Below are 22,468 nucleotides of genomic sequence, written 5' to 3'. Positions count from 1 at the left end.
AACTTCTGGTCCTAGAGGAACTTCTGGCCCGCGAGGAACTCGGCGAGCTGCTTGCCGCCCTCACCCTCGTCCCGCACGATCGTGCCCGCGGTCCGCGCCGGACGCTCGGCCGCCGACTCGACCTTCGTCCAGGCACCCTCGAGACCGACCTCCTCGGCCTCGATGTCCAGGTCGGACAGGTCCCAGGACTCCACCGGCTTCTTCTTCGCCGCCATGATCCCCTTGAACGAGGGGTAACGCGCCTCACCGGACTGGTCGGTCACCGACACCACCGCCGGCAGCGAGGCCTCCAGCTGCTCGGAAGCGGTGTCACCGTCACGGCGCCCCTTGACGACACCGCCCTCGACCGCGACCTCCGACAGCAGCGTCACCTGCGGCACACCCAGCCGCTCGGCCACCAGCGCGGGCACGATGCCCATCGTGCCGTCGGTCGAGGCCATGCCGGAGACCACCAGGTCGTAGCCGGCCTTCTCGATCGCCTTGGCCAGCACCAGCGAGGTGCCAAGCGCGTCCGTGCCGTGCAGGTCGTCGTCCTCGACGTGGATCGCCTTGTCCGCGCCCATCGACAGCGCCTTGCGCAGCGCGTCCTTGGCGTCCTCCGGACCCACGGTCAGAACAGTGATCTCCACGTCGTCGTCCGCGCCCTCATAGTTTTCCGAGATCTGCAGCGCCTGCTCCACCGCGTACTCGTCCAGCTCCGAGAGCAGCCCGTCCACGTCATCACGGTCGACGGTCAGGTCATCGGCGAAGTGCCGGTCGCCGGTGGCGTCGGGCACGTACTTCACGGTGACAACGATCCTCAGACTCACGCCGGCTCTCCTCGCGCGCAGGACATCCACATACTCGTACGACCGCCAACGTATGGTACTCAGTTCCCTCTGTAAAGGTACGTAGTGCCAAAAGGGTCCGCGCGGTGTTACGTTCCCGGCATGAGCGAGGCGCGCGGGGCCAACGGGTCACAGAAGAAGGCACCCATGCGGGAGGTGCTGGCCGAGGCGGCGTTCCAGCTGTACCTGGAGCGCGGGTTCGAGCGGACGACCGTGGACGACATCGTGGCGCGGGCCGGGGTCGGGCGGCGCTCGTTCTTCCGGTACTTCCCGTCCAAGGAGGACGCCGTCTTCCCGGACCACGAGAGCTGCCTGGCCGACATGACCGCGTACCTCGCCGCCGCGCGCCCGGACCGGGACGCCGTCGAGGTGGTGTGCGGGGCCGCGCGTCTCGTCCTGCGGATGTACGCCGCGAACCCCGAATTCTCCGTCCAGCGCTACCGGTTGACCCGCGAGGTGCCCGGTCTGCGCACCTACGAGCTCTCCGTCGTCCGGCGCTACGAGCGCACCCTCGCCGGTTATCTCGGCGGGCGCTGGGCCGACACCCCGGACGGCGCGCTGCGCGCCGAGGTCGTGGCGGCGTCGGTGGTCGCCGCGCACAACAACGGGCTGCGCACCTGGCTGCGTTCGGGTGGCGAGGGCGACGCCGAGGCGGCCGTGGACCACGCCCTCGGCCTCGTGCGGCAGGTGTGGGGCGAGGCGCCGGCGCAACCCGCGCCCCCGGTCGCGGCCGGGGGCGAGGAGGAGGAGGTCGTGGTCATGGTCGCCGCCAAGGGGGCTCCCATGTGGCGCGTCATCCAGCAGGTGGAATCGGCCTTGAGGGACGACTGACGCCCGCTTCGGGGCCGTTCGAAAGGTACTTGGTGTCTTTACGGGCGGCACTGAGTGTCATACGCTGCGAAGGCGTCGCGGCGGCAGCCCGGCGCGGCGGACGAGCGCGGGGAGACCGAGTGATGTCAGCGACAACCGGGATGTCCGGGGCCGGCGGCGCCGGCCTCATGACGCCGGCGGACGAGGCCGGCACGACGGGCTTCGCCCACCAGCGGTGCCGATGGTGCGGCACCACGTCGTTCCGGCGGCTGCTGTGTCCGGTCTGCGCGTCGAGCGACCTGACGACGCAGGTCAGCGCGGGTCCGGGCATCGTCGTGCAGACACGGGTCGTCCACCGCGGCTCCGGGGTCGCGCGCAACGAGGCGCTGGTGCGCTTCCCCGAGGACTTCGTCGTGCCGTGCCGGATCGTGGGCACGGCGCCGCACATGGTGTGGGTCGGGGCCACGGTGCGCCCCGCGCGCGCGATCCACGCGGGTGTCCACGCCGGCGCCGAGTCCGGGGAAGTCCTGTTCGAGCTGTGCGACCCGATCGGCGACGACGACCTGCGCTGAAGATCTGTGCGGAGAGGGCACGTACACGGGCACGTTCCGGGCGGGGCCGAACCGTTCCGGTCCTATTGTCACAGCCATGACGCCGCAGACTTCCTTCGCCCGCCTCCACCACCGGTCCGCCCCGCTGCTGCTGCCCAACGCCTGGGACCACGCCTCCGCCGCCGCCCTCGCGGCGCAGGGCTTCGAGGCCGTCGGCACCACCAGCCTCGGTGTCGCCGCCGCCGCCGGGCTGCCGGACGGGGCGGAGGCCACCCTCGACGCGACGGTGGCCCTGGCCCGCGTCCTCGGCAAGGGCGGATTCCTGTTCACCGTCGACGCCGAGGGCGGTTTCGGCGACGACGCCCAGGACGTCGCGGGGCTCGCCCGCACGCTGTACGAGGCGGGCGCCGCGGGCATCAACCTGGAGGACGGCCGCGCCGACGGCACCCTCGCCCCCGCGGAGCTGCACGCCGAGAAGATCGCCGCCGTGAAGTCCGCCGTGCCCGGGCTGTTCGTGAACGCGCGCACCGACACGTACTGGCTGGACCGCGACAAGACGGAGACCCGGGCGCGCCTCGCCGCCTACGAACGGGCGGGCGCGGACGGGGTGTTCGTGCCCGGCCTGTCGGACCCGGAGCGGATCGCCGGCCTCGCGGCGGCTTGCGCGACACCGCTGAACATCCTCTACAGCCCGGCCGGCCCCTCGCTCGCCGAACTCGGCGCGCTCGGCGTCCGCCGGGTCAGCCTCGGCTCGCTCCTCTACCGCCAGGCCCTGGCGGCGGCGGTGACGACGGCGACGGCCGTCCGGGACGGCCGCCCCGCGGACACTTCCCCGGCCCTGCCCACCTACGCCGAGGTGCAGCGGCTGGCCGCAGAGCGCCCTTAGCCCTCCACCCCCGGGGCCTCTCAGGCCCCGGCGGCCTCCTCCTCGATCCGGCCGAACTGTGCTCCCATCGCCGCCGCCAGCGCCTGCGCCCCGGAGAGCGGCCGGACCATCACCATGAGGTCGTCGATGAGCCCGTCCTCGTTCACGTGCAGGAAGTCGCAACCGGTGATCGTCCGGTCGCCGACCCGCGCCTCGAAGACCAGCGCGTGGTCGCGTCCGTCCTGGCTGCCGAACTCGCGGACGTAGCGGAAGTCCTCCAGGACCCGGGTGACGCCGCGCAGGATGGCGGCGGTGATCGCCTTGCCCGGGTAGGGCTTGAACACGACGGGGCTGGTGAAGACCACGTCCTCGGCCAGCAGGTCCTCGACGGCCGACAGGTCGCCCTTCTCCACGGCGGCACGGAAGGCGTGCACGGCTCCCACCTCATCTCTCATAGGCACCTCATAGGCACCCCATGGGCACCTCATAGGCACGGATTAAGCAATTAGTTGACTAGGTGCGGATGAGAATAATCGCCGGGCTGTAGGGTGTCCACATGTCTCTCAAGTACGCCGTCCTGGCCGCCCTGTTGGAGGGCGAGGCGTCCGGGTACGACCTGGCGAAGATCTTCGATGTCTCGGTGTCGAACTTCTGGGCCGCGACGCCCCAGCAGCTCTACCGCGAGCTGGACCGGCTGGCCGCGGAGGGACTGGTCGACGCGCGCGTCATGCCGCAGGAACGCAGGCCCAACAAGCGGATGTTCACGCTCTCGCGGACGGGCCGGGCGGATCTGGCCGCGTTCACGGCGCGGCAGCCGAAGCCGATGGCGATGCGCGACGAACTGATGGTGAAGGTGCAGGCCGCCGACGTCGGCGACCTCGACGCGGTGCGCGCCCACGTGGAGGAGCGCATGGCCTGGGCGCACGGCAAGCTCGCCCGCTACGAGCGCGTGCGCGGACACCTGCTCGGCGATCTCGACGAGGACACGTTCCTCGCGGAGGGTGAGCGGGTCGGCCCGTACCTGACCCTGCTCGGCGGCATCGCCCTCGAGCAGGAGTACCTGCGCTGGGGCAGGCGCGTCCTGGATGTGCTGGAGCGTCGCAGGGCGACCGCGGAGAAGGGCTCATAGGTACGCGACCGGGTACGCGACGGTTGCCGGGGCTGGTCCTCCAGGTGAAGCGTGCGCAAGGATGGAGGCATGACCGCGGCCCAGCGCGCCATGACCGAACTCGGGACATGGCCGCACCTGGTAAGTGGCCCGCCCCGGTGCTCGGTTGGGCACGCTTTCGGCGCTGAGGGCCACGAACTCGTCCATTTCCACGCCGACGACTGCGCAGATCTGTATCTCACGTCGACGGCGGTCGAGCGGCTGCTGCCGCAACTGCGGCACAGCAGCGCCATCCGCGTCCAGCCGGGCGCCTCCTGGATCACCGTGCTCCTGGAGTGCGACACGGACGTCGAACTGCTCCTCAGCCTGGTGAGCCTGGCCCTGAAGGAGCACGACGCGCACGCGTACCCCTCGGGTCCGTGCGACTGGGAACGCCCGCAGGCCTGCTGACGCCGCCGGGGCCGGGGCCGGGGCGCCGATATCGCCCTGGGCGAAGCCCGTTCGCCGTCCGGGGCGCCCGCCTTAACCTGGGCCGATGAGCACACAGGAGACCCCCAGGCCCCGTCCCGTCCGCGCTCAGGAGCCGCTGTGGCGGCATGTCGTCGGAGACGTGCTGCGCCGCGGGCGCCGGGCCCAGGGGCGGACCTTGCAGGACGTGGCCGACGTCGCGGGGATCTCCATGGCCTACCTCTCCGAGGTGGAGCGGGGCCGCAAGGAGGCGTCCTCGGAGATGCTCGCCGCCGCCGCGGGCGCGCTAGGCCTCGGCCTCGTCGACCTCCTGGCGCTCGCGCAGGGCGAGTTGGCGCGGGCCGCGCACCGCCGCCGCCCGGTCTCCGTCACCGCCGTCACCGCCGTCACCGCCGTCACGTCGCTCGGCTCGACGACGACGGCGGCGGGCGGCGCGCGCGGTGGCGACGGCCGGGGCACGGTGTGCCTGGCCGCGTGAGCGGTCGAGCCGTCGCGGGCCGTGCACCGTCGCTCACCCGTTCACTCGTTCGGCCCAGTCCCGCTGGCATGTGCCGCACCTCGGTGCGAACAGTCGGACATGACCCAAGCACCGCACGAACCGCAGAGTCCGCACCGCAGCCACCGCGCCGAGGACGAGCGAACGCGCCGTCCCGAGGGTCCGCTCGGCAGACTCGCCTCCGCCGCGTGGCAGGCGGTCCTCCTCGCCGGCGTCGCCGCCCTGATCCTCGGCGTGCTGGTCCTCGCCTGGCCGGGCGCCTCCTTGTGGGCCGCGGGCGTCCTCTTCGGCGTCTACCTCGTGGTCAGCGGCGTCTTCCAGCTGGTCACGGCGTTCGGCACGCATGTGACGACGGGGCTGCGCGTCATGGCGTTCATCAGCGGCGCCGTCTCCGTCCTGCTCGGCCTGTTCTGCTTCCGCGGCGCCATGCAGTCGATCCTGCTGCTCGCCCTGTGGATCGGCATCGGCTGGCTGTTCCGCGGGATCACGCAGACCGCGGCGGCCGCGTCCGATCCGGGGATGCCCGCGCGCGGCTGGCAGGTCTTCCTCGGGATCGTCAGCGCGATGGCGGGCATCGTGCTCATCGTGTCGCCGTTCGAGTCCGTCGCCGTCCTCACCCTGGTCGGCGGCTGCTGGCTGGTGGCGATGGGCGTCGTCGAGATCGTCGAGGCGTTTCTCCTCCGGAGCCGGGCGAAGAAGGTGCCGCACGGCGTGTGAGACCCCGGCCTGGCGGCACTGTGCCCCGCGCTCAGGACGAGCGCGGGGCACAGTGCCGCCAGGAAGCCTTCAGGGGCTTGAGCGGGAGCCGTCACTTCAGGGGCCTGCGCGGGAGCCGTCAGGGGCGCGGGTCAGACGCCCACGGCCTCCTCCAGTTCCTCCTCCACGCCCTCCGGCGCCGCAGGTACGAGCGCCCGCCTCCGCCGCCGCTCGGCGACGCCCGCGACCCCGATCGCGACCGCTCCCACGGCGAGCCACGCCACCAGCGTCCATACATGTCGACCCAGGCCGTACTGGTCGAAGTAGAGGAGGCTGCGGGCGCCCTCGACGAATCCCGCGCCGTTCCAGAAGGCGTGCAGGGAGGCGAAGAAGCCGTTCTGCAGCTCGGGGCGGAAGACCCCGCCGGAGCTGGTGAAGTTGAGCATCACGAACAGCACCATGACGGCGAGCGTCGTCCAGCGCTTGAGGAACGTGTGCAGGCCGACACCGATCAGCAGGATGCCCGCGGAGTACAGCCAGGCCATGCCCCACACGCCCCACAGGTGGGTGTGGGCGAGGTGGAAGACGGGCCCGGCGAAGGCGGCCCCCAGCAGGCCGACCACCGCGGAGACGCCGACCGCGAGGAGCGCCCGTGTCCGCATCCGCAGCGCGGCGCCCGCACCGCCGAGGACGGCCACCGACGCGTACGAGCCGATGCTCACCGCGACGAGCAGGAAGAACAGGCCCTGCCCCGTCGGGTCGTCGGAGACGGTCGGCGCCACATCGGTGACCTTGAGCGGTGCGCCCTGCCGCGCTGCGACCGGCGTGAAGATCTTCTGGACGACGGAGACGGTGGTGTCGGACCCGGCCGAGGCCACGATCAGCTCGGGCGCCTTCCCGCCCAGGACGTACGCGCCGTCGATGTGCCGCGTCCTGAGCTGGTCGACCGCCGCGTCGCGGGTGGCGAGCGTCCGCACGTCGAGGGCGTCGCCCGCCTTGTCCTCCACGGTCTGCGCGAAGACCTTCGCCTCCGGCCCCGCGCCGACGACGGCCACCGGCAGATGGTGCGGCTCCGGCGCGGCGAACGCGCCGAGGTAGGCGAGGCCCATGCCGACGCACATCAGGAGCGGGGTCAGCAGGTGGGTCAGGACGTGGCGCAGCGCCGCTCGCTGATCGGCGGGCATGAGCAGGACCTCCATGGGGCGCATCGAACAGGTTGGCTTATACAACTCTCAGACAAGTTGTACACTACAACCACATGGGAAGGGTGCGGTCCGGGGCGGGTGTGAGCATCGACACCCGAGGTGCTCTCGGGCGCGATCAGGCCGGTCGCGGCAGTGGGCGGTCCTCAAAGCGGGGGGCCGGGGGAGCGGAGCCGCCCTCGTCCTCGCCCTCATGCATCCGCAGACGCTCCCGCAGGGCACGGATGCGCAGGCTCGTCTCGTACAGATAGCGGACCTTCGTCCGCATCACCCACGGTTCCACCGGTTTGACGACGTAGTCGGCGACCCCGAGTTCGAAGGCCTTGACGGCGAGCGCGGGGTCCTGGCCCGCGCCCGTGATCATCATGATCGGGATGTCCTGCGTCTGTTCCAGGCGCGTCATGTAGTGGGCCACCTCGAACCCGCTGACGTCGGGCATCAGCACGTCGAGGAGGACCACCGCTATGCCGCCGCGCAGGACCGCCTTCAGGGCGTCGTCACCCGTGCTGGCGCGGTCGAGCGGGTAACGGAGCGGGGCGAGGGCGCTCTCCATCGCGAAGAGCGTGTCCTCGCGGTCGTCGACGACCAGGATTTTGGGCCGTGCAGCGGTGGGCATCGCCGGGTGCCTCCCCTCGTCGGCACCGACAGCATATGCCCGTACGCGCGCGGCGGAAGGGGCCTTCAATCCTCTCCGCGCACCAGATTCCAGTCGGTCTCCCGCTCGGACTCGGGCTCGACGGTGTCGCGGCCCTCGCGGCGGGCCGGGCGGCACGTGCGCACAGCTCCCCTGACCTCGTGTTTGGTCTCTTCGGGGTGGGGGGCGCGCGGCCGGGTGCTCATGGGGGAACCTCTTTTCGGACAGAAAGGATCTGATGCGGCCTGTAGACGGCTGGACAACGGACGGCCCGCGGGAGACCGGGTGCATCCGATCGCGGTCACGGCATATGACCGGGCGTGAGCCGGTGTGCGGTCAACTCGCCTTCGGCTTCGCCGGCTGCCGTGCGTTGCGCAGCGAGAACGGGTGCCCGGCGGGGTCGGCGTACAGCCGCGAAGCCGTACGGCCGCCATTGCCGCGGGTCTCCAGCGGACGGGCGTCGAGCCCGACGACCTGCCGCTCCACGGCGTCCAGGTGCTCCGGCGCCACCAGCAGGTCCAGATGCGCCTGCTGGGAGTCGTCGGGGCGCGGCCAGCTCGCGGGGGCGGCGTTGAGGTCGCGGCGGAACGCGAGGTGTGTGCCGTTCGCGCCGACCAGCTCGATCCGGTCGCCACCGTCGGGCGGCTGGACCTCCCCGTCGAGGAGCACCCGGTAGAACTCGCACAGTTCTTCCGGCTCCGCGCAGTCGAAGACCAGCACCGCCGCTTCCACGTGGCTCATCGGACCTCCCCGGTCTCGCCGTCCGTCGCTCCGCGAGTACCCCTGAACCCATGTCCGAATCGTCGGCCTTCGGTGTCGGCACCGGTATCCGTCACCACCGGCCTCCGCTGTTCACTCGCGTACGCGCTGCGGTATGTCGACCACGTCGAGGAAGACCTGGTCCGCCGTCGGCCAGGTCTCCTGGATCGACTTCTTGATGCGCTCGCTGACCAGCTCCAGGTGCTCGCTGTCGATGCCGGGCGTCAGGTCGATGCGGGCCGCGACGAGCGTGGAGTCCATGCCCAGCTGCATGGTGTGCAGCGCCGCCACGTAGTCGATCTCCGGCTGCTCCTGCAGGAGTCCGAGGATGCCCTCGCGCAGCTCGGGGTCGACGGCCTCGCCGATCAGCTGCTCGCGGGCGCTCTTGCCGAGCCCGAAGGCCACGTAGACCAGGAGCGCGCCGATCGCGAGGGACGCCGAGCCCTCCCAGACGACGTTGCCGGTGACCATGTGCAGGACCATGCCGCCGGCGGCGAGGAGCACGCCGAGCACGGCCGTGCTGTCCTCGGCGAGGACCGTGCGCAGCGCCGGGTCGGAGCCGATGCCCTTGCCGGGCTGGGCGCGGACCTGGAGGATCGCGCGGATCAGGGAGGCGCCCTCGGCGAGGAGGGCGACGCCGAGGACGACGAGCCCGGCCGTGTAGCCGCTGTGGGACTCCGTGGTGTTCGGGCCCGTCAGCGCTTCGAAGCCCTGGAAGAAGGAGAAGCAGCCGCCCATCACGAAGATGCCCACGGCAGCGAGCAGCGACCAGAAGAACCGCTCCTTGCCGTAGCCGAACGGGTGCTGGCGGTCCGCGGGGCGGCGGCTGCGGTGCAGCGCCGCGAGGAGGAAGACCTCGTTGAGGCTGTCGGCCACGGAGTGGGCCGCCTCCGAGAGCAGGGCGGGCGAGGCCGCGATGACGCCGCCGACCGCCTTGGCGACGGCGATGAGCAGATTCGCGGCGAGCGCCACAAGCACCGTCAGCCGGGTCTTGCGGTCCTCCTGCTCGCCGGACTTCTCGGTCTCGCTCACGTGTCAACTCACAGGGTGTGAAGGGTGGTTACCAAGGATGTGCGGCGGCCTCGGCGGGCCGGGGACCGGCGGGCCGTGACCGCGCGCCGTACCCCGTCCCCGATAACCGGCGCCCCCGCCCCGTAAACCCCGTGGACCAGCGCGAAGGACCCTCGCGGCCCGATGTCACAGGTCCAGCTGGTACTGGCACGAGCGATGCGTCGGTACGTAACCGAGCGCGTCGTTCACGGCGCGCATCGGGCGGTTGCTGTCCGCGGTGTCCGTGACGAGACCCGTCAGGCCCGGGTGGCGTGCGCGTACCCGCAGGATCTGGTCGGCCTTCATCCAGCGGGCGAGCCCCCTGCCGCGGTGCCGGGGGAGCACACCGGTGCCGTAGTGCTGGGCGTCGCCCTCACGGGAGCCCGGCACGACCAGCTCGGTGAAGGCGGCGACCGAACCGTCGCGCTCGTCGAGGGCGGCGACCGTGTGCAGCAGGTCGCCGCGGTCCGCGACGGCGGCGGCGACGGCCCGGACCCGCTCCACGTCCCAGTCGACGCGGCCGTGGTCGGCGTCGTCCATCGGCATGTCGTCCATGGCCCGGCGCGCGGCGGTGAAGGACTCCGCCAGGCCGTCGGGGACCGTGCCGTCCCATTCCGTCAACCGGTAACCCGGGCAGGGGTGTTGGGCCGTCGCCGTGAGGGCCGGGAGGTCGGCTTCGGCCAGGACCAGGCGCGTGTACGTGAGCCGCAGCACCCGCCGGAACTTCCGTGCCGTCAGGAAGACTTCGCCGGGGGAGTCGTCGTCGGCACCGGCGAGCAGCGAGCGGCGGCCGTCGGCGCGGGCCGCCTCGACCGCCGCCGCGAGCAGTTCCGTGCCGATCCCCGCGCGCCGCCCGGCCGGATGGACCCGGAGCGTCAGCTCGGCGAGGTGCCGCTGCCCGTCGCGGTCGAAGAGGCGCAGGAACGCCGAGCCGACCGGGTTGCCGTCCGCGTCCTGCGCCAGCCAGGCGAGGCGGCGCGTACCGGCGGTGGCGTGCGGGTCGACGAGCGGTGTCGGCCGGGCCCGTACCTGCGACACGTGGGACAAGAGCGCTCCAGGGGGAGGAAAGGTGGACGCACGCTGGGGGCGCGCGGGCGTGAAAGGCGCGCCGAAAGTACCCCCGTGCGCCGCCCGTCGCAAAGGAATTAGGGGGTCTCGCGCCGTCGAGCCGGTTTGGCCCCCGGCGATCCGGCTACCCGGCGCGGACGCAGACGTTTCCCGAAAGGAGCCGGGCCGGTGACCCCCCTGGCGAAGCAGTCGCACCCCCGCGCCGAGACCACCGAGGCCGCAGATCACGCCCTGATGACCGAACCGCCGAAGGACGCCCTGGTGCGCTTCCTCGAGAGCCGCTTCGCCTGCGCCCAGGCCTGCACCGAGTGCGCCCGCGCCAGCGCCCTGCGCGTCAGCTTCCTCGAGCCGGGCCCGCTCGCCCCTCCGTTGCAGGGCGGCCCCGTCCGGCGCCCCTCGGTCATGGACGCCGAGCGCGAGGGGCAGCGGCACGACCTGCGGCGCTCGCTGCTGCTCTGCGTCGAGGTCTGCGACGCGACCTGCCGGCTGCTCTCCGAGGAGACGCACCAGGACGAGTACGGGCTGCGGCTCCAGGTCGAGTGGTGCCGGGCGGTCGCCCTGGAGTGCGCGCACGCCTGCGACGGCGTCCCGGACGGCGCGGAGTGCGCCGAACAGTGCCGCGCGTGCGCACGCGCGTGCACCGACTTCCTCGCCGTGCTGGGCTGAACCCGAGCTCTACCGGGCATTCCCTATTTCTGGAACGGGTTCTACTGTGTGCGCCGACGCCGACCGGTCGACCGCCAGGAGGGGCCGTGCACCTCGCCTACACGCCCGAGCAACAGCAGCTGCGCACCGAGCTGCGCGCCTACTTCGCCGATCTCGTCCCCGACCACGCCTACGCCCGCTACGCCGAACCCGCCGCTCAGAAGCGCTTCTACCGGGAGACCGTGCGCCGCCTCGGCGCCGACGGCTGGCTCGGGGTCGGCTGGCCCGAGGAGTACGGCGGACGCGGTCTCACCCCCGTCGAGCAGTTCGTCTTCTTCGACGAGGCGGCCCAGGCGGGCGTCCCGCTGCCGCTCATGGCGCTCAACACCGTCGGCCCGACGATCATGCAGTTCGGCACGGACGAGCAGAAGGAGTTCTTCCTTCCGAAGATCCTCTCCGGCGAACTCGACTTCGCCATCGGCTACAGCGAACCGGACGCCGGCACCGACCTCGCCGCCCTGCGGACCCGCGCCGTCCGCGAGGGCGACACCTACGTCGTGAACGGGCAGAAGATCTGGACCACCAACGGCGACACCGCCGACTGGGTCTGGCTCGCCGTCCGCACCGACCCGCAGGCCCCGGCGCACAAGGGCATCACCATGCTGCTCGTGCCGACCTCCGACCCCGGCTACTCCTGCACCCTCATCACCACGCTCGCCTCGCACGACACCACCGCGAGCTACTACGAGAACATCCGCGTCCCCGTCTCGCGCCGCGTCGGCGAGGAGAACAAGGGCTGGCGCCTGATCACCAACCAGCTCAACCACGAACGCGTCACCCTCGCCGCCCACGGCACCATGGCGATCCGCGCCCTCCACGACGTCCAGCGCTGGGCCATGGAGACCAAGCTCGCCGACGGCCGCCGCGTCATCGACCTCGGCTGGGTCAGGAAACGCCTCGCCCGGACCCACACCAGGCTGGACGCCATGAAACTCCTCAACTGGCAGATGGTGAGCGCCCTCCAGGAGTCCACCCTCACCCCGCAGGACGCCTCCGCCGTCAAGGTCTACGGCTCCGAGGCGCGCCGCGACGCGTACGCCTGGCTGATGGAGGTCGTCGGGGCGGCGGGCGCCCTGAAGGAGGGCAGCGCCGGGGCGGTCCTCCACGGGGAACTGGAGCGCGGCTACCGCTCGGCCGTCATCTTCACCTTCGGCGGCGGCAATAACGAGATCCAGCGCGAGATCATCTCCTGGATCGGGCTCGGGATGCCACGGGTACGCCGCTGAACCCGCGCCGTCCCGCACACTTGCCGGAGTGACGGCCACGATCAGGAGGCGCGAGTGACGGGGACGAGCACGGCGGACCCGGGGCTCTTCGGCCCCGACTCGGTGACCTGGCACCTGCACGCCGACCCCATGATGTGGGTGGCGGGCATCCGCGCCCTGTACCTCCAGGCGCTGCACCCGCGCGCCGTGCGCGGCGTCCTGCAGAACTCCGACTTCCGGCGCGACGCGTGGGGCCGCCTCATGCGCACCGCGGGCTTCGTCGGCACGACGACGTACGGGACCACGGAGGCGGCCGAGAAAGCGGGCGCGCGGGTCCGCAAGATCCACCGCATGGTGTCGGCCACCGACCCGGAGACCGGGGAACGCTACGGCGTCGACGAACCCGCGCTGCTGCTCTGGGTGCACTGCGCCGAGATCGACTCCTACCTCCACACCGCCCGGCGCTCCGGCTTCCCGCTCACCGACTCCCAGGCCGACCGCTATCTGGCCGAACACCGCACCAGCGCCCGCCTCGTCGGTCTCGATCCGGCCGAAGTGCCCGCCAGTCGCGGGGAGCTGGCGGACTACTTCGCCTCCGTGCGGCCCGATCTCGCCGCCGGTCCCGATGCCCGCGTCGTCGACGACTTCCTGCGACGCCCGCCCACGAACCCCTTCCTCGTCCCGGCCCGCGACCTGCTGTGGCGGCGCGTCGCCAACCTCGCCTACGCCTCGCTGCCGCCCTTCGCCCACGAGCTGTACGGGCGGCCCGCCCCCGCCCCCGCCGTCGTCACCCGGCGCCTGCGCGCCACCGGCACCGCGCTGCGCGCCGTCCCCGCACGCCTGCGCTGGCAGCTGCCCCCGAAACACATCCTGCGGGCCATGGCTCGACTGGGCCCCCACACCCGCCCGGCCCCGTACAAAGTCGGCACCCCCGTGGCCATACTGGAACGGGGGAGCGCGGGGCGAGGTGACGGGGGCGACAGCGGGACATGTCAAAGCCGGGGCAGAGCGGGAACGACACCCTGATCCACGGGCGGTACCGGCTGCTCGACCTGATCGGCCGGGGCGGAATGGGCGAGGTGTGGCGCGCCCGCGACGAATCGCTCGGCCGGCACGTCGCCGTCAAATGCCTCAAGCCGCTGGCGCCCCAGCGGGACCCGGCCTTCACCCGGGTGCTGCGGGAGCGCTTCCGCCGGGAGGCGCGGGTCGCGGCGGCGCTCCAGCACCGCGGCATCACCGTCGTCCACGACTTCGGCGAGTACGAGGGGCTCCTGTACCTGGTGATGGAGCTGTTGGAAGGCAGGAACCTGAGCCAGCTCCTGGAGGACAACCGGCACCACCCGCTGCCCGTCGACGACGTCGTCGACATGGCCGAACAGATCGCCGCCGCCCTCGCCTACACGCACGAACAAGGCATCGTGCACCGGGACCTGAAACCCGCCAACATCGTGCGCCTCGCCGACGGCACGGTGAAGATCTGCGACTTCGGCATCGCCCGGCTCGGCGCCGACATCGGCTTCAGCGCCCGCCTCACCGGCACCGGCATCGCCATGGGCACCCCGCACTACATGTCGCCCGAGCAGATCGGCGGCGCCCAGGTCGACCAGCGCAGCGACCTCTACTCGCTCGGCTGCGTGCTCTACGAGATGGCCACCGGCGCGCCCCCGTTCGACCTGGACGACGCCTGGGCCGTGCTCGTCGGCCACCGCGACACCCCGCCCGCGCCGCCGCGCAGGCACCGCCCGGACCTGCCCGCCTACGTCGAGCGGATCATCCTCGACCTGCTCGCCAAGAAACCCGAGCAACGCCCGCCCGACGCGCGCGAGCTGGGCCGCCGCATCGCCACCGGACGCACCGCGCGCGGCGCGTACGTGCCCACCGTGCGCACCCCGCGGGTCCTCCCGCACCCGGACACCCAGGTCGTCACCGGACAGCCCCTCTCGCGCGAGCCGAGGCTGCCCTCGTGGACCCGCGGCATGACCACGGGCCACAAGGCCACCGCCGGCGCGGGGCCGCGCGCGGGCCCGCCCGATCCGGCGGCCGGGCTCTCCGGCGAGTGGATCCCGCGCCCCACCACCGGACGCCCCACCACCGGACCCGGCGCCACCGGACCCCCGGCCGTCGAACGGCCCACGCCCGCGCCGGAGTTGCTCGCCACCCTCCTCTCCCGGCACAACGCGGGCCTCAGCCTCGGCCGGCTCGGCCGCTGGACCGAGGCCGGCGAGGTCCACCGCGCGGTCGCCGCCGAACGCGAGCACGCCCTCGGCCCCGACCACCCCGACACCCTCGCCAGCCACTACGAGACCGCCTTCGCGCTGAGCCGCACCGGCCGCGCCGCCGACGCGCTGCGCACCTACCGGCACGTCGCCGAGGGCCGCGAGCGCGTCCTCGGCCCCGACCACCCCGACACCCTCGGCGCCCGCCAGGAGGTGGCGTACGTCCTCGGCAAGCTGGGCCGCCACTTGGAGGCGCACCAGGCGTACACGTCCGTCCTCGCCGCCCGCGAGCGGGTGATGGGCGCCGACCACCCCGACACCCTGCGCTGCCGCCACAACCTCGCCTTCAACCTCAGCCGTCTCGGCCGCCCGGGAGACTCGTACCGCATGGCGAAGGAGGTCGTCGACGCGCGCGCCCGCGTCCTCGGCCCCGACCATCCGGACACGCTCGTCACCCGCTGCGAAGTCGGCTACACGCTCGGCAAGTTGGGGCGCTGGAGCGAGGCGCTGGAGGTCTACCGCGAGGTGGCGCGGGCCCGGGCGCGGGCGCTCGGCCCCGACCATCCGGACACCCTCGCCGCGCGCTACGAGGCCGGCATCGGTTTGGGGCGGCTCGGCCGCAGCGCGGAGGCGCTCACCCTCTACCGCGACCTGGTCGACGACCGCGTCCGGGTCAGCGGCCCCACCGACCCGGAGACCCTGCGCGCCCGGCACGGCCTCGGCGTCAACCTCGGCCGCCTCTCCCGCTGGGAGGAGGCGCTCGCCGAGGCCCGCGACGTGTGCGCGATCCGCGAGCGCGTCCTCGGCCCCGACCACCTGGACACCCTCATCAGCCGCCGGGAGGTCGCGGTCGGGCTCGGCTGGCTGGGGCGCTGGCAGGACGCGCTCGCCGAGTACCGGAGCGTGGCCGCCGCCCGCGAACGGGTCCTCGGCGCGACCCACCCCGACACACTGGCCAGCCGCAACGACGAGGCGCAGTGTCTGGAGCAATTGGGCCGGGGCGCGGAGGCGGCGGAGCTGTACCGTCGAGTCGCCGCGTTGCGCCAGCGGGGACGGCCGCGCGGCTGAGCGCACGGGCCCCGCCCGGGAACAGAGGGGCCCGTCTTGGACCAGCTCGATCAGCAGCACACCGCGTACGACGTCGTCATCGTCGGCGGGGGCCACAACGGTCTCGTCGCCGCCGCCTACCTGGCCCGCGCGGGCCGCACCGTCGCCGTGCTCGAACGGCTCGGCGCGACCGGCGGCGCCGCCGTCTCCACCCGCCCCTTCACCGGCGTGGACGCCCGCCTCTCCCGCTACTCCTACCTCGTCAGCCTCCTGCCGAAGAAGATCGTCGACGACCTCGGGCTCGACTTCGCCGTGCGGCGGCGCACCGTCTCCTCGTACACGCCGACCGTCCGCGCCGGGCGTCCGACCGGGCTCCTGGTCGGCGGCGGTCAGGACCGTACGCGCGAGGCGTTCGCCCGCCTCACGGGCGGCGAGCATACGTACGAGACGTGGAGCGGTTTCTACGAGCTGACGCGGCACGTCGCCGAACGGGTCTTCCCCACCCTCACCGAACCCCTGCCGAGCCGCGCCGCCCTGCGCGAGCGCGTCGGCGACGACGCGGCGTGGCGGCTGCTGTTCGAGGAGCCGATCGGCGTCGGCATCGAGGAGCGCTTCTCGGACGACCTGGTGCGCGGCATCGTCCTCACGGACGCGCTGATCGGCACCTTCGCCGACGCCCACGACCCGTCGCTCGCCCAGAACCGCTGTTTCCTCTACCACGTGATCGGCAACGGCACCGGCGACTGGGACGTGCCCGTCGGCGGCATGGGCGCGCTCACCGACGCCCTCGCCGCCACGGCCCGCGCGGCGGGCGCGCACCTCGTCACCGGACACGAGGCGACCCGCGTCGAGACGGACGGCCGACGCGCGGAGGTCACGTACCGGACGGCGGACGGGGAAGGCACGGTCGCCGCCTCGCACGTCCTCGTCAACGTCTCCCCGCAGGACCTCGCCCGCCTCCTCGACACCCCCGCGCCCGCCCCCGCCGAGGGCGCCCAGCTCAAGGTGAACATGCTGCTCAAGCGGCTGCCGCGGCTCAAGGACACGTCCGTCGACCCGCGCGAGGCGTTCGCGGGGACGTTCCACATCGCCGAGGGGTACGAGGAACTCGCGACGGCGTACGCGGAGGCGGCCGCCGGGGCGCTGCCCACCGCGCCGCCCTCGGAGATCTACTGCCACTCCCTGACCGACCCGACGATCCTCGGACCCGAGCTCGCCGCACGCGGCTACCAGACCCTCACCCTCTTCGGCCTGCACACCCCGGCGCGCCTGTTCACCGAAAACAACGAGGCCGCCCGCGCCGCCCTTCTGACCGCGACCCTGGCCCAGCTCGACGCCCACCTCGCCGAACCGCTCGCCGACTGCCTCGCCGAGGACGCCGAAGGCCGCCCCTGCATCGAGGCGAAGACCCCGCTCGACCTCGAACGCGACCTGCGCCTCCCCGGCGGCCACATCTTCCACGGCGACCTGTCCTTCCCGTACGCGCGGGACGGGGAGGGGGACGGCGCGGGCCGCTGGGGTGTGGAGACCGGCCACGCGAACGTGCTGCTGTGCGGCGCGGGCGCGGTGCGCGGCGGCGGGGTCAGCGGCATCGCCGGGCACAACGCCGCGATGGCGGTGCTCGGCCGCTGAACCCCGGCGCGGCGCTCCCCAGTCCCCAGTCCCTAGTCCTTAGTCCTTGGAGGACGTCCAGCCGACCGCCTCGATCCGGGAGGCGTCGGCCGGGCGCGCCTCGTCGAAGGCGACCGCCCGGCGGCCGTCGGTGACCCGTACGCCGTCCACGTAGACGCCGCGCCCGACGTACAACTGGTCCGTCGTGTACCGCCATCGCACGCGCGTGGAGGCGGAGGCGAAGCCGCCGAGGTCCGCGGTGAGGCGGTGCCAGGCGCGGCCCGCCCAGCCGTCGGCCGTGCCCTTCGGGTGGGCGTCCGCGCCGTCGGTGGTGAAGGGGAGCGGTGCCCAGGTGGCGCCGCCGTCCGTCGAGGCCTCCAGGAAGAGCAGGTCGGAGCGCGGTTCGGTGTCCCACCACAGGGAGCAGGTCAGGCGGGCGTCGGCGGAGGTCAGACGCAGGTCGGGCAAGGTCAGCGTGGCCGTGGCCGCGCTCGTCATGCCGGAGAACCAGGCGGTGCGCCCGTGCGCGGGGCGGACCGCGACCGCCCGCGCGAGGTGATTGCCCGCGGCGACCCGGGGTGCGGAGCCGGACCGCCAACTGCGCACGGGATGCACGGAGTTGCCGAGGACGATGAGGAACGAGTCGGTCGTCGGGTCGAGGACGATCGAGGTGCCGGTGAACCCGGTGTGCCCGGCGGTGCGCGGAGTCGCCATCGCGCCCATGTACCAGTGCTGGTAGAGCTCGAAGCCGAGGCCGTGCTCATCGCCGGGGAAGGCCGTGTTGAAGTCGGTGAACATCAGTTCCACCGACTTCTCGGAGAGGATGCGGGCGCTGCCGTACACCCCTCCGTTCAGGAGCGTCCGGCCGAGGACCGCGAGGTCCCAGGCGCTGGAGAACACGCCCGCGTGGCCCGCGACGCCGCCGAGACCGAACGCGTTCTCGTCGTGCACCTCGCCCCACACCAGCCCGCGTTCAAGGCCCGACCAGGGCGCCCGCTCGTCCTCCGTCGCCGCGATCCCCGGCTTCCAGGACGCGGGCGGGTTGTAGCGGGTGCGGTCCATGCCGAGCGGCCGGGTGATCCGCTCGCGCAGGAGGACGTCGAGGCTCTTGCCGGTGAGCTTCTCCAGAACCAGCTGGAGCGAGATGAGGTTGAGGTCGGAGTAGAGGTAGACGGTGCCGGGCGGGTTGAGCGGCGCCTCGTTCCAGATCAGCCTGAGCTGTCCCTCGCGCGTGGGCTCCTTGTAGAGCGGGATCCAGGAACGGAATCCGGAGGTATGGGTGAGGAGCTGCCGGACGGTCACGTCCTGCTTGCCCGCGCCCGCGAAGTCGGGCAGGTAGGAGGCGACCTTGCCCTCCAGCTCCAGGTGGCCGCGCTCGATCTCCTGCACGGCGAGGATCGACGTGAACAGCTTCGAGACGGACGCCAGGTCGAAGACGGTGTCCTCCGCCATGTCGATCTGCTGGTCGGCCGGGAACTCGACACCGGTGTCGGTCGCGTCGTCGTAGCGCGCGTAACGCACCGCCTTGCCGATCGGCTGGTGCAGGGCGACCGTGCCGCCGCGCCCCGCGAGCAGTACGGCGCCCGCGTACCACGGGTGCTTGGGGGAGGGGCCGAGGAACTTCTCCGCGTCGGCGACCAGTTGCCGCAGGTGACCGGCGAGCAGGCCCGCGCGTTCGGGGGAGCCGTGGCGCAGGGTGGGGCGGTGGGGTGCCCCCGCCTCCGTCGCCGCCGCCGCGGGCCCCGCCGGGAAAGGGGCGAGGGCGAGCGCGCCGCCCAAGGCGATTCCCAGTCCGCCCAGTTGGCGCCGGGTGAGGCCGCCCCGCGATCTGTCCCGGTCCGGTGCGTTCATGAGCAGCCTCCTGAAAGTATCTTTCGGGATCTCCTTGGACGGGTGAAACTTTCATGTCAGTACTGCCTCGTGTCAACCACCGCGAATCGCGTACGCGGCTCGTACACGGATCGCGAAGAATCTGACGCTGCATCAGAAAAGCTCTTCCGTCGTCCGGCCCGCTGCGGCATCCTGCGCGCATGCAGACGGAGCTGAGCAACAGACTGGGGATCGAACACGCCGTCTTCGGCTTCACCCCGTTCCCCGCGGTGGCCGCCGCCATCAGCAGGGCCGGCGGCCTCGGCGTCCTCGGCGCCGTCCGCTACACGGCCCCCGACGACCTCACCCGCGACCTCGACTGGCTGCACGCGCACGCCGACGGCCGCCCCTACGGGCTCGACGTCGTCATGCCCGCGAAAAAGGTCGAAGGCGTCACCGAGGCCGACGTCGAGGCGATGATCCCCGAAGGCCACCGGCAGTTCGTCCGGGACACGCTCGCCAAACACGGCGTGCCCGAACTCGCCGAGGGCGAGGCGGCCGGCTGGCGCATCACCGGCTGGATGGAACAGGTCGCCCGCGGCCAGCTCGACGTCGCCTTCGACTACCCGATCACACTCCTCGCCAACGCGCTCGGCTCACCCCCGGCCGACGTCATCGCCCGCGCCCACGACCACGACGTCCTCGTCGCCGCGCTCGCGGGCAGCGCGCACCACGCCCGCAAACACGCCGCCGCGGGGATCGACATCGTCGTCGCCCAGGGCTACGAGGCCGGGGGCCACACCGGCGAGATCGCGTCCATGGTGCTCACCCCCGAGGCGGTCGAGGCGGTCGCGCCCCTGCCCGTCCTCGCGGCCGGCGGCATCGGGAGCGGGCAGCAGGCCGCGGCGGCGTTCGCGCTCGGCGCGCAAGGGGTGTGGCTCGGCTCCGTCTGGCTGACCACCACCGAGGCGGACCTCAGCTCACCCGCCCTGACCCGCAAACTCCTCGCAGCGGGCTCCGGCGACACGGTGCGCTCGCGCGCGCTCACCGGGAAACCGGCGCGGCAGTTGCGCACGGAGTGGACGGACGCCTGGGACGACCCCGCCGGGCCCGGGACCCTGCCCATGCCCTTGCAGGGGCTGCTGGTCGCCGAGGCCGTGTCCCGGATACAGAAGTACGAGGTCGAGCCGTTGCTCGGGACTCCTGTGGGGCAGATCGTGGGGCGGATGAACTCGGAGCGCAGCGTGCGGGTTGTCTTCGACGAGTTGACCCGGGGGTTCGAGGAGGCGATCGGCCGCCTGAACCGGATCGCCGGGGCGGCGTAGGGGGTGGGCGCGCTGGCGTGCGGTACGGGTCCCCCCGGCTCCCCGCCATGCGTCCCACCGTTGTGGCTGGTCGCGCAGTTCCCCGCGCCCCTCGGGCTTGCGGCTGCGCCGCGACGCCTCGGATCGTCGTCATGCGTCCCACCGTCGTGGCTGGTCGCGCAGTTCCCCGCGCCCCTCGGGCTTGCGGCTGCGCCGCGACGCCTCGGATCTCCGTCATGCGTCCCACCGTCGTGGCTGGTCGCGCAGTTCCCCGCGCCCCTGGGGCGTGCGGCTGCGCCGCGACGCCTCTGCCGTTGGGGGCGCGCCCGCTGGGAGATGTCGCACGGAGTGCGCATCTCAGGGGCGCGGGGAACTGCGCGACCAGCCACGACGAGACGTGCACCCGGCAACGGACAGACCCCGCACCCCGCACCCCGCACCCCGCACCCCGCCCCAGAGAGGAGCCCCATGCCAGACGCACCCCCGCCGAACGGTTTCTGGGCCCAGGCCGCCGCGAACCCGGATCGCCCGATCCTCGCCACCCCGGACGCGGACACCTGGTCCGCGGGACGCCTGCACGCCGCCGCGAACCAAATGGCGCACGGCCTGCGCCGGGCCGGCCTGAAGAAGGGAGACGTGTTCGCCGTCGTCCTCCCGAACGGCGTCGAGTTCTTCACCGCCTACCTCGCCGCCTCCCAGGCCGGCTTCTACCTGGTCCCGGTCAACCACCACCTCGTGGGCCCGGAGATCGCCTGGATCGTCGCGGACTCGGGCGCGAAGGTCCTGATCGCCCACGAACGCTTCGCGGAGCAGGCCCGTACCGCCGCCGACGAGGCGAACCTCCCCCCGACCCACCGCTACCTCGTCGCCAGCGGCGACCACGGCATCGAGACTTTCCGGCCGTACGCCGAACTCCTCGAAGGGCAGCCGGAGTCACCCCCGCAGGACCGCACCCTCGGCTGGGTCATGAACTACACGTCCGGCACGACGGGCCGCCCGCGCGGCATCAGGCGCCCCCTCCAGAACAAGCTCCCCGAGGAGGCGTACCTCGGCGGGTTCCTCGGAATCTTCGGGATCAAGCCCTTCGAAGGCAACGTGCACCTGGTGTGCTCGCCGCTCTACCACACGGCGGTGCTCCAGTTCGCGGGCGCGGCGCTGAACATCGGCCACCCGGTCGTCCTGATGGACAAGTGGACCCCGGAGGGAATGCTCCGCGCCATCGACACGTATCGCTGCACGCACACACACATGGTCCCGACCCAGTTCCACCGCCTCCTCGCGCTGCCGCAGGAGGTGAAGGACCGGTACGACGTGTCGTCCATGCGGCACGCCATCCATGGCGCGGCGCCCTGCCCCGACCACGTCAAACGCGCGATGATCGACTGGTGGGGCACGTGCGTGGAGGAGTACTACGCGGCGAGCGAGGGCGGCGGCACGTTCGCGACCGCCGAGGAGTGGCTGAAGAAGCCGGGGACGGTCGGCAAGGCGTGGCCCATCAGCGAGCTGGCCGTCTTCGACGACGACGGGAACCGGCTGCCCGCCGGCCGGCTCGGCACCGTCTACATGCAGATGAGGACCGGCGGTTTCGCTTACCACAAGGACGAGGGCAAGACGAGGAAGAACCGCATCGGCGACTTCTTCACCGTCGGCGACCTCGGCGTGCTCGACGAGGACGGCTATCTCTTCCTCCGCGACCGGAAGATCGACATGATCATCTCCGGGGGTGTGAACATCTACCCCGCCGAGATCGAGTCCGCGCTCCTGACCCACCCCGCCGTCGCCGACGCGGCCGCGTTCGGCATCCCGCACGACGACTGGGGCGAGGAGGTCAAGGCCGTCGTCGAGGTCGCCGACGGCCATACGGCCGACGACGCCCTCGCGTCCGACATCCTCGCCCACTGCGAGGCACACCTAGCGGGCTACAAACGCCCCAAGAGCGTCGACTTCGTCGAGACGATGCCCCGCGACCCCAACGGCAAGCTCTACAAACGCCGCCTGCGGGACCCGTACTGGGAGGGGAGAACGCGGCCGCTGTGA

Annotated in this window: 22 protein-coding genes and 1 pseudogene; 14 read left to right on the top strand and 9 right to left on the bottom strand. The window is 72.5% G+C overall.

Going from position 1 to position 22,468, the window contains the following annotated elements:
* Positions 1–11: 11 nt before the first annotated feature.
* Positions 12–809 (bottom strand): electron transfer flavoprotein subunit beta/FixA family protein, encoded by a 798-nt coding sequence (locus C1N81_RS10530; RefSeq protein WP_394428501.1) that lies wholly within the window; start codon positions 807–809, stop codon positions 12–14.
* A 165-nt stretch (positions 810–974) separates the two neighbouring features.
* On the opposite strand from C1N81_RS10530, the gene C1N81_RS10525 reads away from it, so the two are divergent.
* The 3 genes and pseudogenes from C1N81_RS10525 to C1N81_RS10515 form a co-directional block, all read left to right on the top strand.
* On the top strand, positions 975–1,658 hold the full coding sequence (locus C1N81_RS10525; RefSeq protein ID WP_394437848.1) for a TetR family transcriptional regulator: 684 nt from the start codon (positions 975–977) through the stop codon (positions 1,656–1,658).
* Positions 1,659–1,780: 122 nt separating this feature from the next.
* A complete protein-coding gene (locus tag C1N81_RS10520) occupies positions 1,781–2,209 on the top strand; it encodes a Zn-ribbon domain-containing OB-fold protein (RefSeq protein WP_394428500.1) in 429 nt (142 codons plus the stop codon).
* A gap of 82 nt (positions 2,210–2,291) precedes the next feature.
* A pseudogene (locus C1N81_RS10515) lies at positions 2,292–3,059 on the top strand (isocitrate lyase/phosphoenolpyruvate mutase family protein); the annotation flags it as partial.
* A gap of 35 nt (positions 3,060–3,094) precedes the next feature.
* Here the strand turns inward: C1N81_RS10515 and C1N81_RS10510 are convergent.
* Positions 3,095–3,487: a nuclear transport factor 2 family protein gene (locus tag C1N81_RS10510; protein WP_394428499.1), complete on the bottom strand. Its 393-nt coding sequence runs from the start codon at positions 3,485–3,487 to the stop codon at positions 3,095–3,097.
* 122 nt (positions 3,488–3,609) lie between these two features.
* Between C1N81_RS10510 and C1N81_RS10505 the strand changes: the two genes are divergently transcribed.
* From C1N81_RS10505 to C1N81_RS10490, 4 genes are all read left to right on the top strand, one after another.
* Positions 3,610–4,182, top strand: a complete 573-nt coding sequence (locus C1N81_RS10505) for a PadR family transcriptional regulator (RefSeq protein WP_394428498.1) — start codon at positions 3,610–3,612, stop codon at positions 4,180–4,182.
* Positions 4,183–4,251: 69 nt separating this feature from the next.
* Positions 4,252–4,611, top strand: a complete 360-nt coding sequence (locus C1N81_RS10500) for a luciferase domain-containing protein (protein ID WP_394428497.1) — start codon at positions 4,252–4,254, stop codon at positions 4,609–4,611.
* A gap of 85 nt (positions 4,612–4,696) precedes the next feature.
* Positions 4,697–5,107 (top strand): helix-turn-helix domain-containing protein, encoded by a 411-nt coding sequence (locus C1N81_RS10495; RefSeq protein ID WP_394428496.1) that lies wholly within the window; start codon positions 4,697–4,699, stop codon positions 5,105–5,107.
* A 99-nt stretch (positions 5,108–5,206) separates the two neighbouring features.
* Positions 5,207–5,842: an HdeD family acid-resistance protein gene (locus tag C1N81_RS10490; RefSeq protein ID WP_394428495.1), complete on the top strand. Its 636-nt coding sequence runs from the start codon at positions 5,207–5,209 to the stop codon at positions 5,840–5,842.
* 131 nt (positions 5,843–5,973) lie between these two features.
* Here C1N81_RS10490 and C1N81_RS10485 read toward each other — a convergent pair whose 3' ends face one another.
* From C1N81_RS10485 to C1N81_RS10460, 6 genes are all read right to left on the bottom strand, one after another.
* Entirely contained in the window at positions 5,974–7,020 is a 1,047-nt protein-coding gene (locus C1N81_RS10485) for an ABC-2 transporter permease (protein ID WP_394428494.1), read from the bottom strand.
* A gap of 121 nt (positions 7,021–7,141) precedes the next feature.
* Entirely contained in the window at positions 7,142–7,639 is a 498-nt protein-coding gene (locus C1N81_RS10480; RefSeq protein WP_394428493.1) for a response regulator, read from the bottom strand.
* Positions 7,640–7,704: 65 nt separating this feature from the next.
* Positions 7,705–7,863: a hypothetical protein gene (locus C1N81_RS10475; RefSeq protein ID WP_394428492.1), complete on the bottom strand. Its 159-nt coding sequence runs from the start codon at positions 7,861–7,863 to the stop codon at positions 7,705–7,707.
* 130 nt (positions 7,864–7,993) lie between these two features.
* A complete protein-coding gene (locus tag C1N81_RS10470; protein ID WP_394428491.1) occupies positions 7,994–8,398 on the bottom strand; it encodes a VOC family protein in 405 nt (134 codons plus the stop codon).
* Between the two features lie 111 nt (positions 8,399–8,509).
* Positions 8,510–9,448, bottom strand: coding sequence for a cation diffusion facilitator family transporter (locus C1N81_RS10465; RefSeq protein WP_394428490.1), 939 nt, complete (start codon positions 9,446–9,448; stop codon positions 8,510–8,512).
* A 165-nt stretch (positions 9,449–9,613) separates the two neighbouring features.
* Positions 9,614–10,513, bottom strand: coding sequence for a GNAT family N-acetyltransferase (locus C1N81_RS10460; protein WP_394428489.1), 900 nt, complete (start codon positions 10,511–10,513; stop codon positions 9,614–9,616).
* Between the two features lie 255 nt (positions 10,514–10,768).
* Here C1N81_RS10460 and C1N81_RS10455 point away from each other — a divergent pair, with 255 nt between their 5' ends.
* The 5 genes from C1N81_RS10455 to C1N81_RS10435 all read left to right on the top strand — a co-directional run bounded on the left by C1N81_RS10455 (position 10,769) and on the right by C1N81_RS10435 (position 17,339).
* Entirely contained in the window at positions 10,769–11,200 is a 432-nt protein-coding gene (locus C1N81_RS10455; RefSeq protein WP_394437846.1) for a ferredoxin, read from the top strand.
* A gap of 86 nt (positions 11,201–11,286) precedes the next feature.
* A complete protein-coding gene (locus C1N81_RS10450; protein ID WP_394428488.1) occupies positions 11,287–12,465 on the top strand; it encodes an acyl-CoA dehydrogenase family protein in 1,179 nt (392 codons plus the stop codon).
* 54 nt (positions 12,466–12,519) lie between these two features.
* Positions 12,520–13,470 carry an oxygenase MpaB family protein gene (locus tag C1N81_RS10445; RefSeq protein ID WP_394428487.1) on the top strand — a complete coding sequence of 317 codons (951 nt, stop codon included), beginning with the start codon at positions 12,520–12,522 and terminating at the stop codon, positions 13,468–13,470.
* Positions 13,434–15,728 carry a serine/threonine-protein kinase gene (locus C1N81_RS10440; protein ID WP_394428486.1) on the top strand — a complete coding sequence of 765 codons (2,295 nt, stop codon included), beginning with the start codon at positions 13,434–13,436 and terminating at the stop codon, positions 15,726–15,728. The genes C1N81_RS10445 and C1N81_RS10440 overlap by 37 nt, the downstream gene beginning before the upstream one ends.
* A gap of 36 nt (positions 15,729–15,764) precedes the next feature.
* Positions 15,765–17,339 (top strand): phytoene desaturase family protein, encoded by a 1,575-nt coding sequence (locus tag C1N81_RS10435; RefSeq protein ID WP_394428485.1) that lies wholly within the window; start codon positions 15,765–15,767, stop codon positions 17,337–17,339.
* A gap of 39 nt (positions 17,340–17,378) precedes the next feature.
* Here the strand turns inward: C1N81_RS10435 and C1N81_RS10430 are convergent, their stop codons facing one another.
* Complete coding sequence (locus C1N81_RS10430; protein WP_394428484.1) at positions 17,379–19,169, bottom strand: serine hydrolase; 1,791 nt, start codon at positions 19,167–19,169, stop codon at positions 17,379–17,381.
* A gap of 179 nt (positions 19,170–19,348) precedes the next feature.
* On the opposite strand from C1N81_RS10430, the gene C1N81_RS10425 reads away from it, so the two are divergent.
* Complete coding sequence (locus tag C1N81_RS10425; RefSeq protein ID WP_394428483.1) at positions 19,349–20,452, top strand: NAD(P)H-dependent flavin oxidoreductase; 1,104 nt, start codon at positions 19,349–19,351, stop codon at positions 20,450–20,452.
* A 447-nt stretch (positions 20,453–20,899) separates the two neighbouring features.
* On the top strand, positions 20,900–22,468 hold the full coding sequence (locus C1N81_RS10420) for an acyl-CoA synthetase (protein WP_394428482.1): 1,569 nt from the start codon (positions 20,900–20,902) through the stop codon (positions 22,466–22,468).

The organism is Streptomyces sp. SGAir0957 (genome assembly GCF_043523415.1).
The sequence above is the reverse complement of the archived record's forward strand: the minus strand, read 5'-3'. Positions and strand labels throughout refer to the sequence as shown.

Excerpts from the sequence above, each read along its gene's own strand:
- C1N81_RS10525 (WP_394437848.1), top strand. The coding sequence starts at position 975 with ATGCGGGAGGTGCTGGCCGAGGCGGCGTTCCAGCTGTACCTGGAGCGC.
- C1N81_RS10520 (WP_394428500.1), top strand. The coding sequence starts at position 1,781 with ATGTCAGCGACAACCGGGATGTCCGGGGCCGGCGGCGCCGGCCTCATG.
- C1N81_RS10505 (WP_394428498.1), top strand. The coding sequence starts at position 3,610 with ATGTCTCTCAAGTACGCCGTCCTGGCCGCCCTGTTGGAGGGCGAGGCG.
- C1N81_RS10500 (WP_394428497.1), top strand. The coding sequence starts at position 4,252 with ATGACCGCGGCCCAGCGCGCCATGACCGAACTCGGGACATGGCCGCAC.
- C1N81_RS10495 (WP_394428496.1), top strand. The coding sequence starts at position 4,697 with ATGAGCACACAGGAGACCCCCAGGCCCCGTCCCGTCCGCGCTCAGGAG.
- C1N81_RS10490 (WP_394428495.1), top strand. The coding sequence starts at position 5,207 with ATGACCCAAGCACCGCACGAACCGCAGAGTCCGCACCGCAGCCACCGC.
- C1N81_RS10485 (WP_394428494.1), bottom strand. The coding sequence starts at position 7,020 with ATGGAGGTCCTGCTCATGCCCGCCGATCAGCGAGCGGCGCTGCGCCAC.
- C1N81_RS10480 (WP_394428493.1), bottom strand. The coding sequence starts at position 7,639 with ATGCCCACCGCTGCACGGCCCAAAATCCTGGTCGTCGACGACCGCGAG.
- C1N81_RS10475 (WP_394428492.1), bottom strand. The coding sequence starts at position 7,863 with ATGAGCACCCGGCCGCGCGCCCCCCACCCCGAAGAGACCAAACACGAG.
- C1N81_RS10470 (WP_394428491.1), bottom strand. The coding sequence starts at position 8,398 with ATGAGCCACGTGGAAGCGGCGGTGCTGGTCTTCGACTGCGCGGAGCCG.
- C1N81_RS10455 (WP_394437846.1), top strand. The coding sequence starts at position 10,769 with ATGACCGAACCGCCGAAGGACGCCCTGGTGCGCTTCCTCGAGAGCCGC.
- C1N81_RS10440 (WP_394428486.1), top strand. The coding sequence starts at position 13,434 with ATGTCAAAGCCGGGGCAGAGCGGGAACGACACCCTGATCCACGGGCGG.
- C1N81_RS10430 (WP_394428484.1), bottom strand. The coding sequence starts at position 19,169 with ATGAACGCACCGGACCGGGACAGATCGCGGGGCGGCCTCACCCGGCGC.
- C1N81_RS10425 (WP_394428483.1), top strand. The coding sequence starts at position 19,349 with ATGCAGACGGAGCTGAGCAACAGACTGGGGATCGAACACGCCGTCTTC.
- C1N81_RS10420 (WP_394428482.1), top strand. The coding sequence starts at position 20,900 with ATGCCAGACGCACCCCCGCCGAACGGTTTCTGGGCCCAGGCCGCCGCG.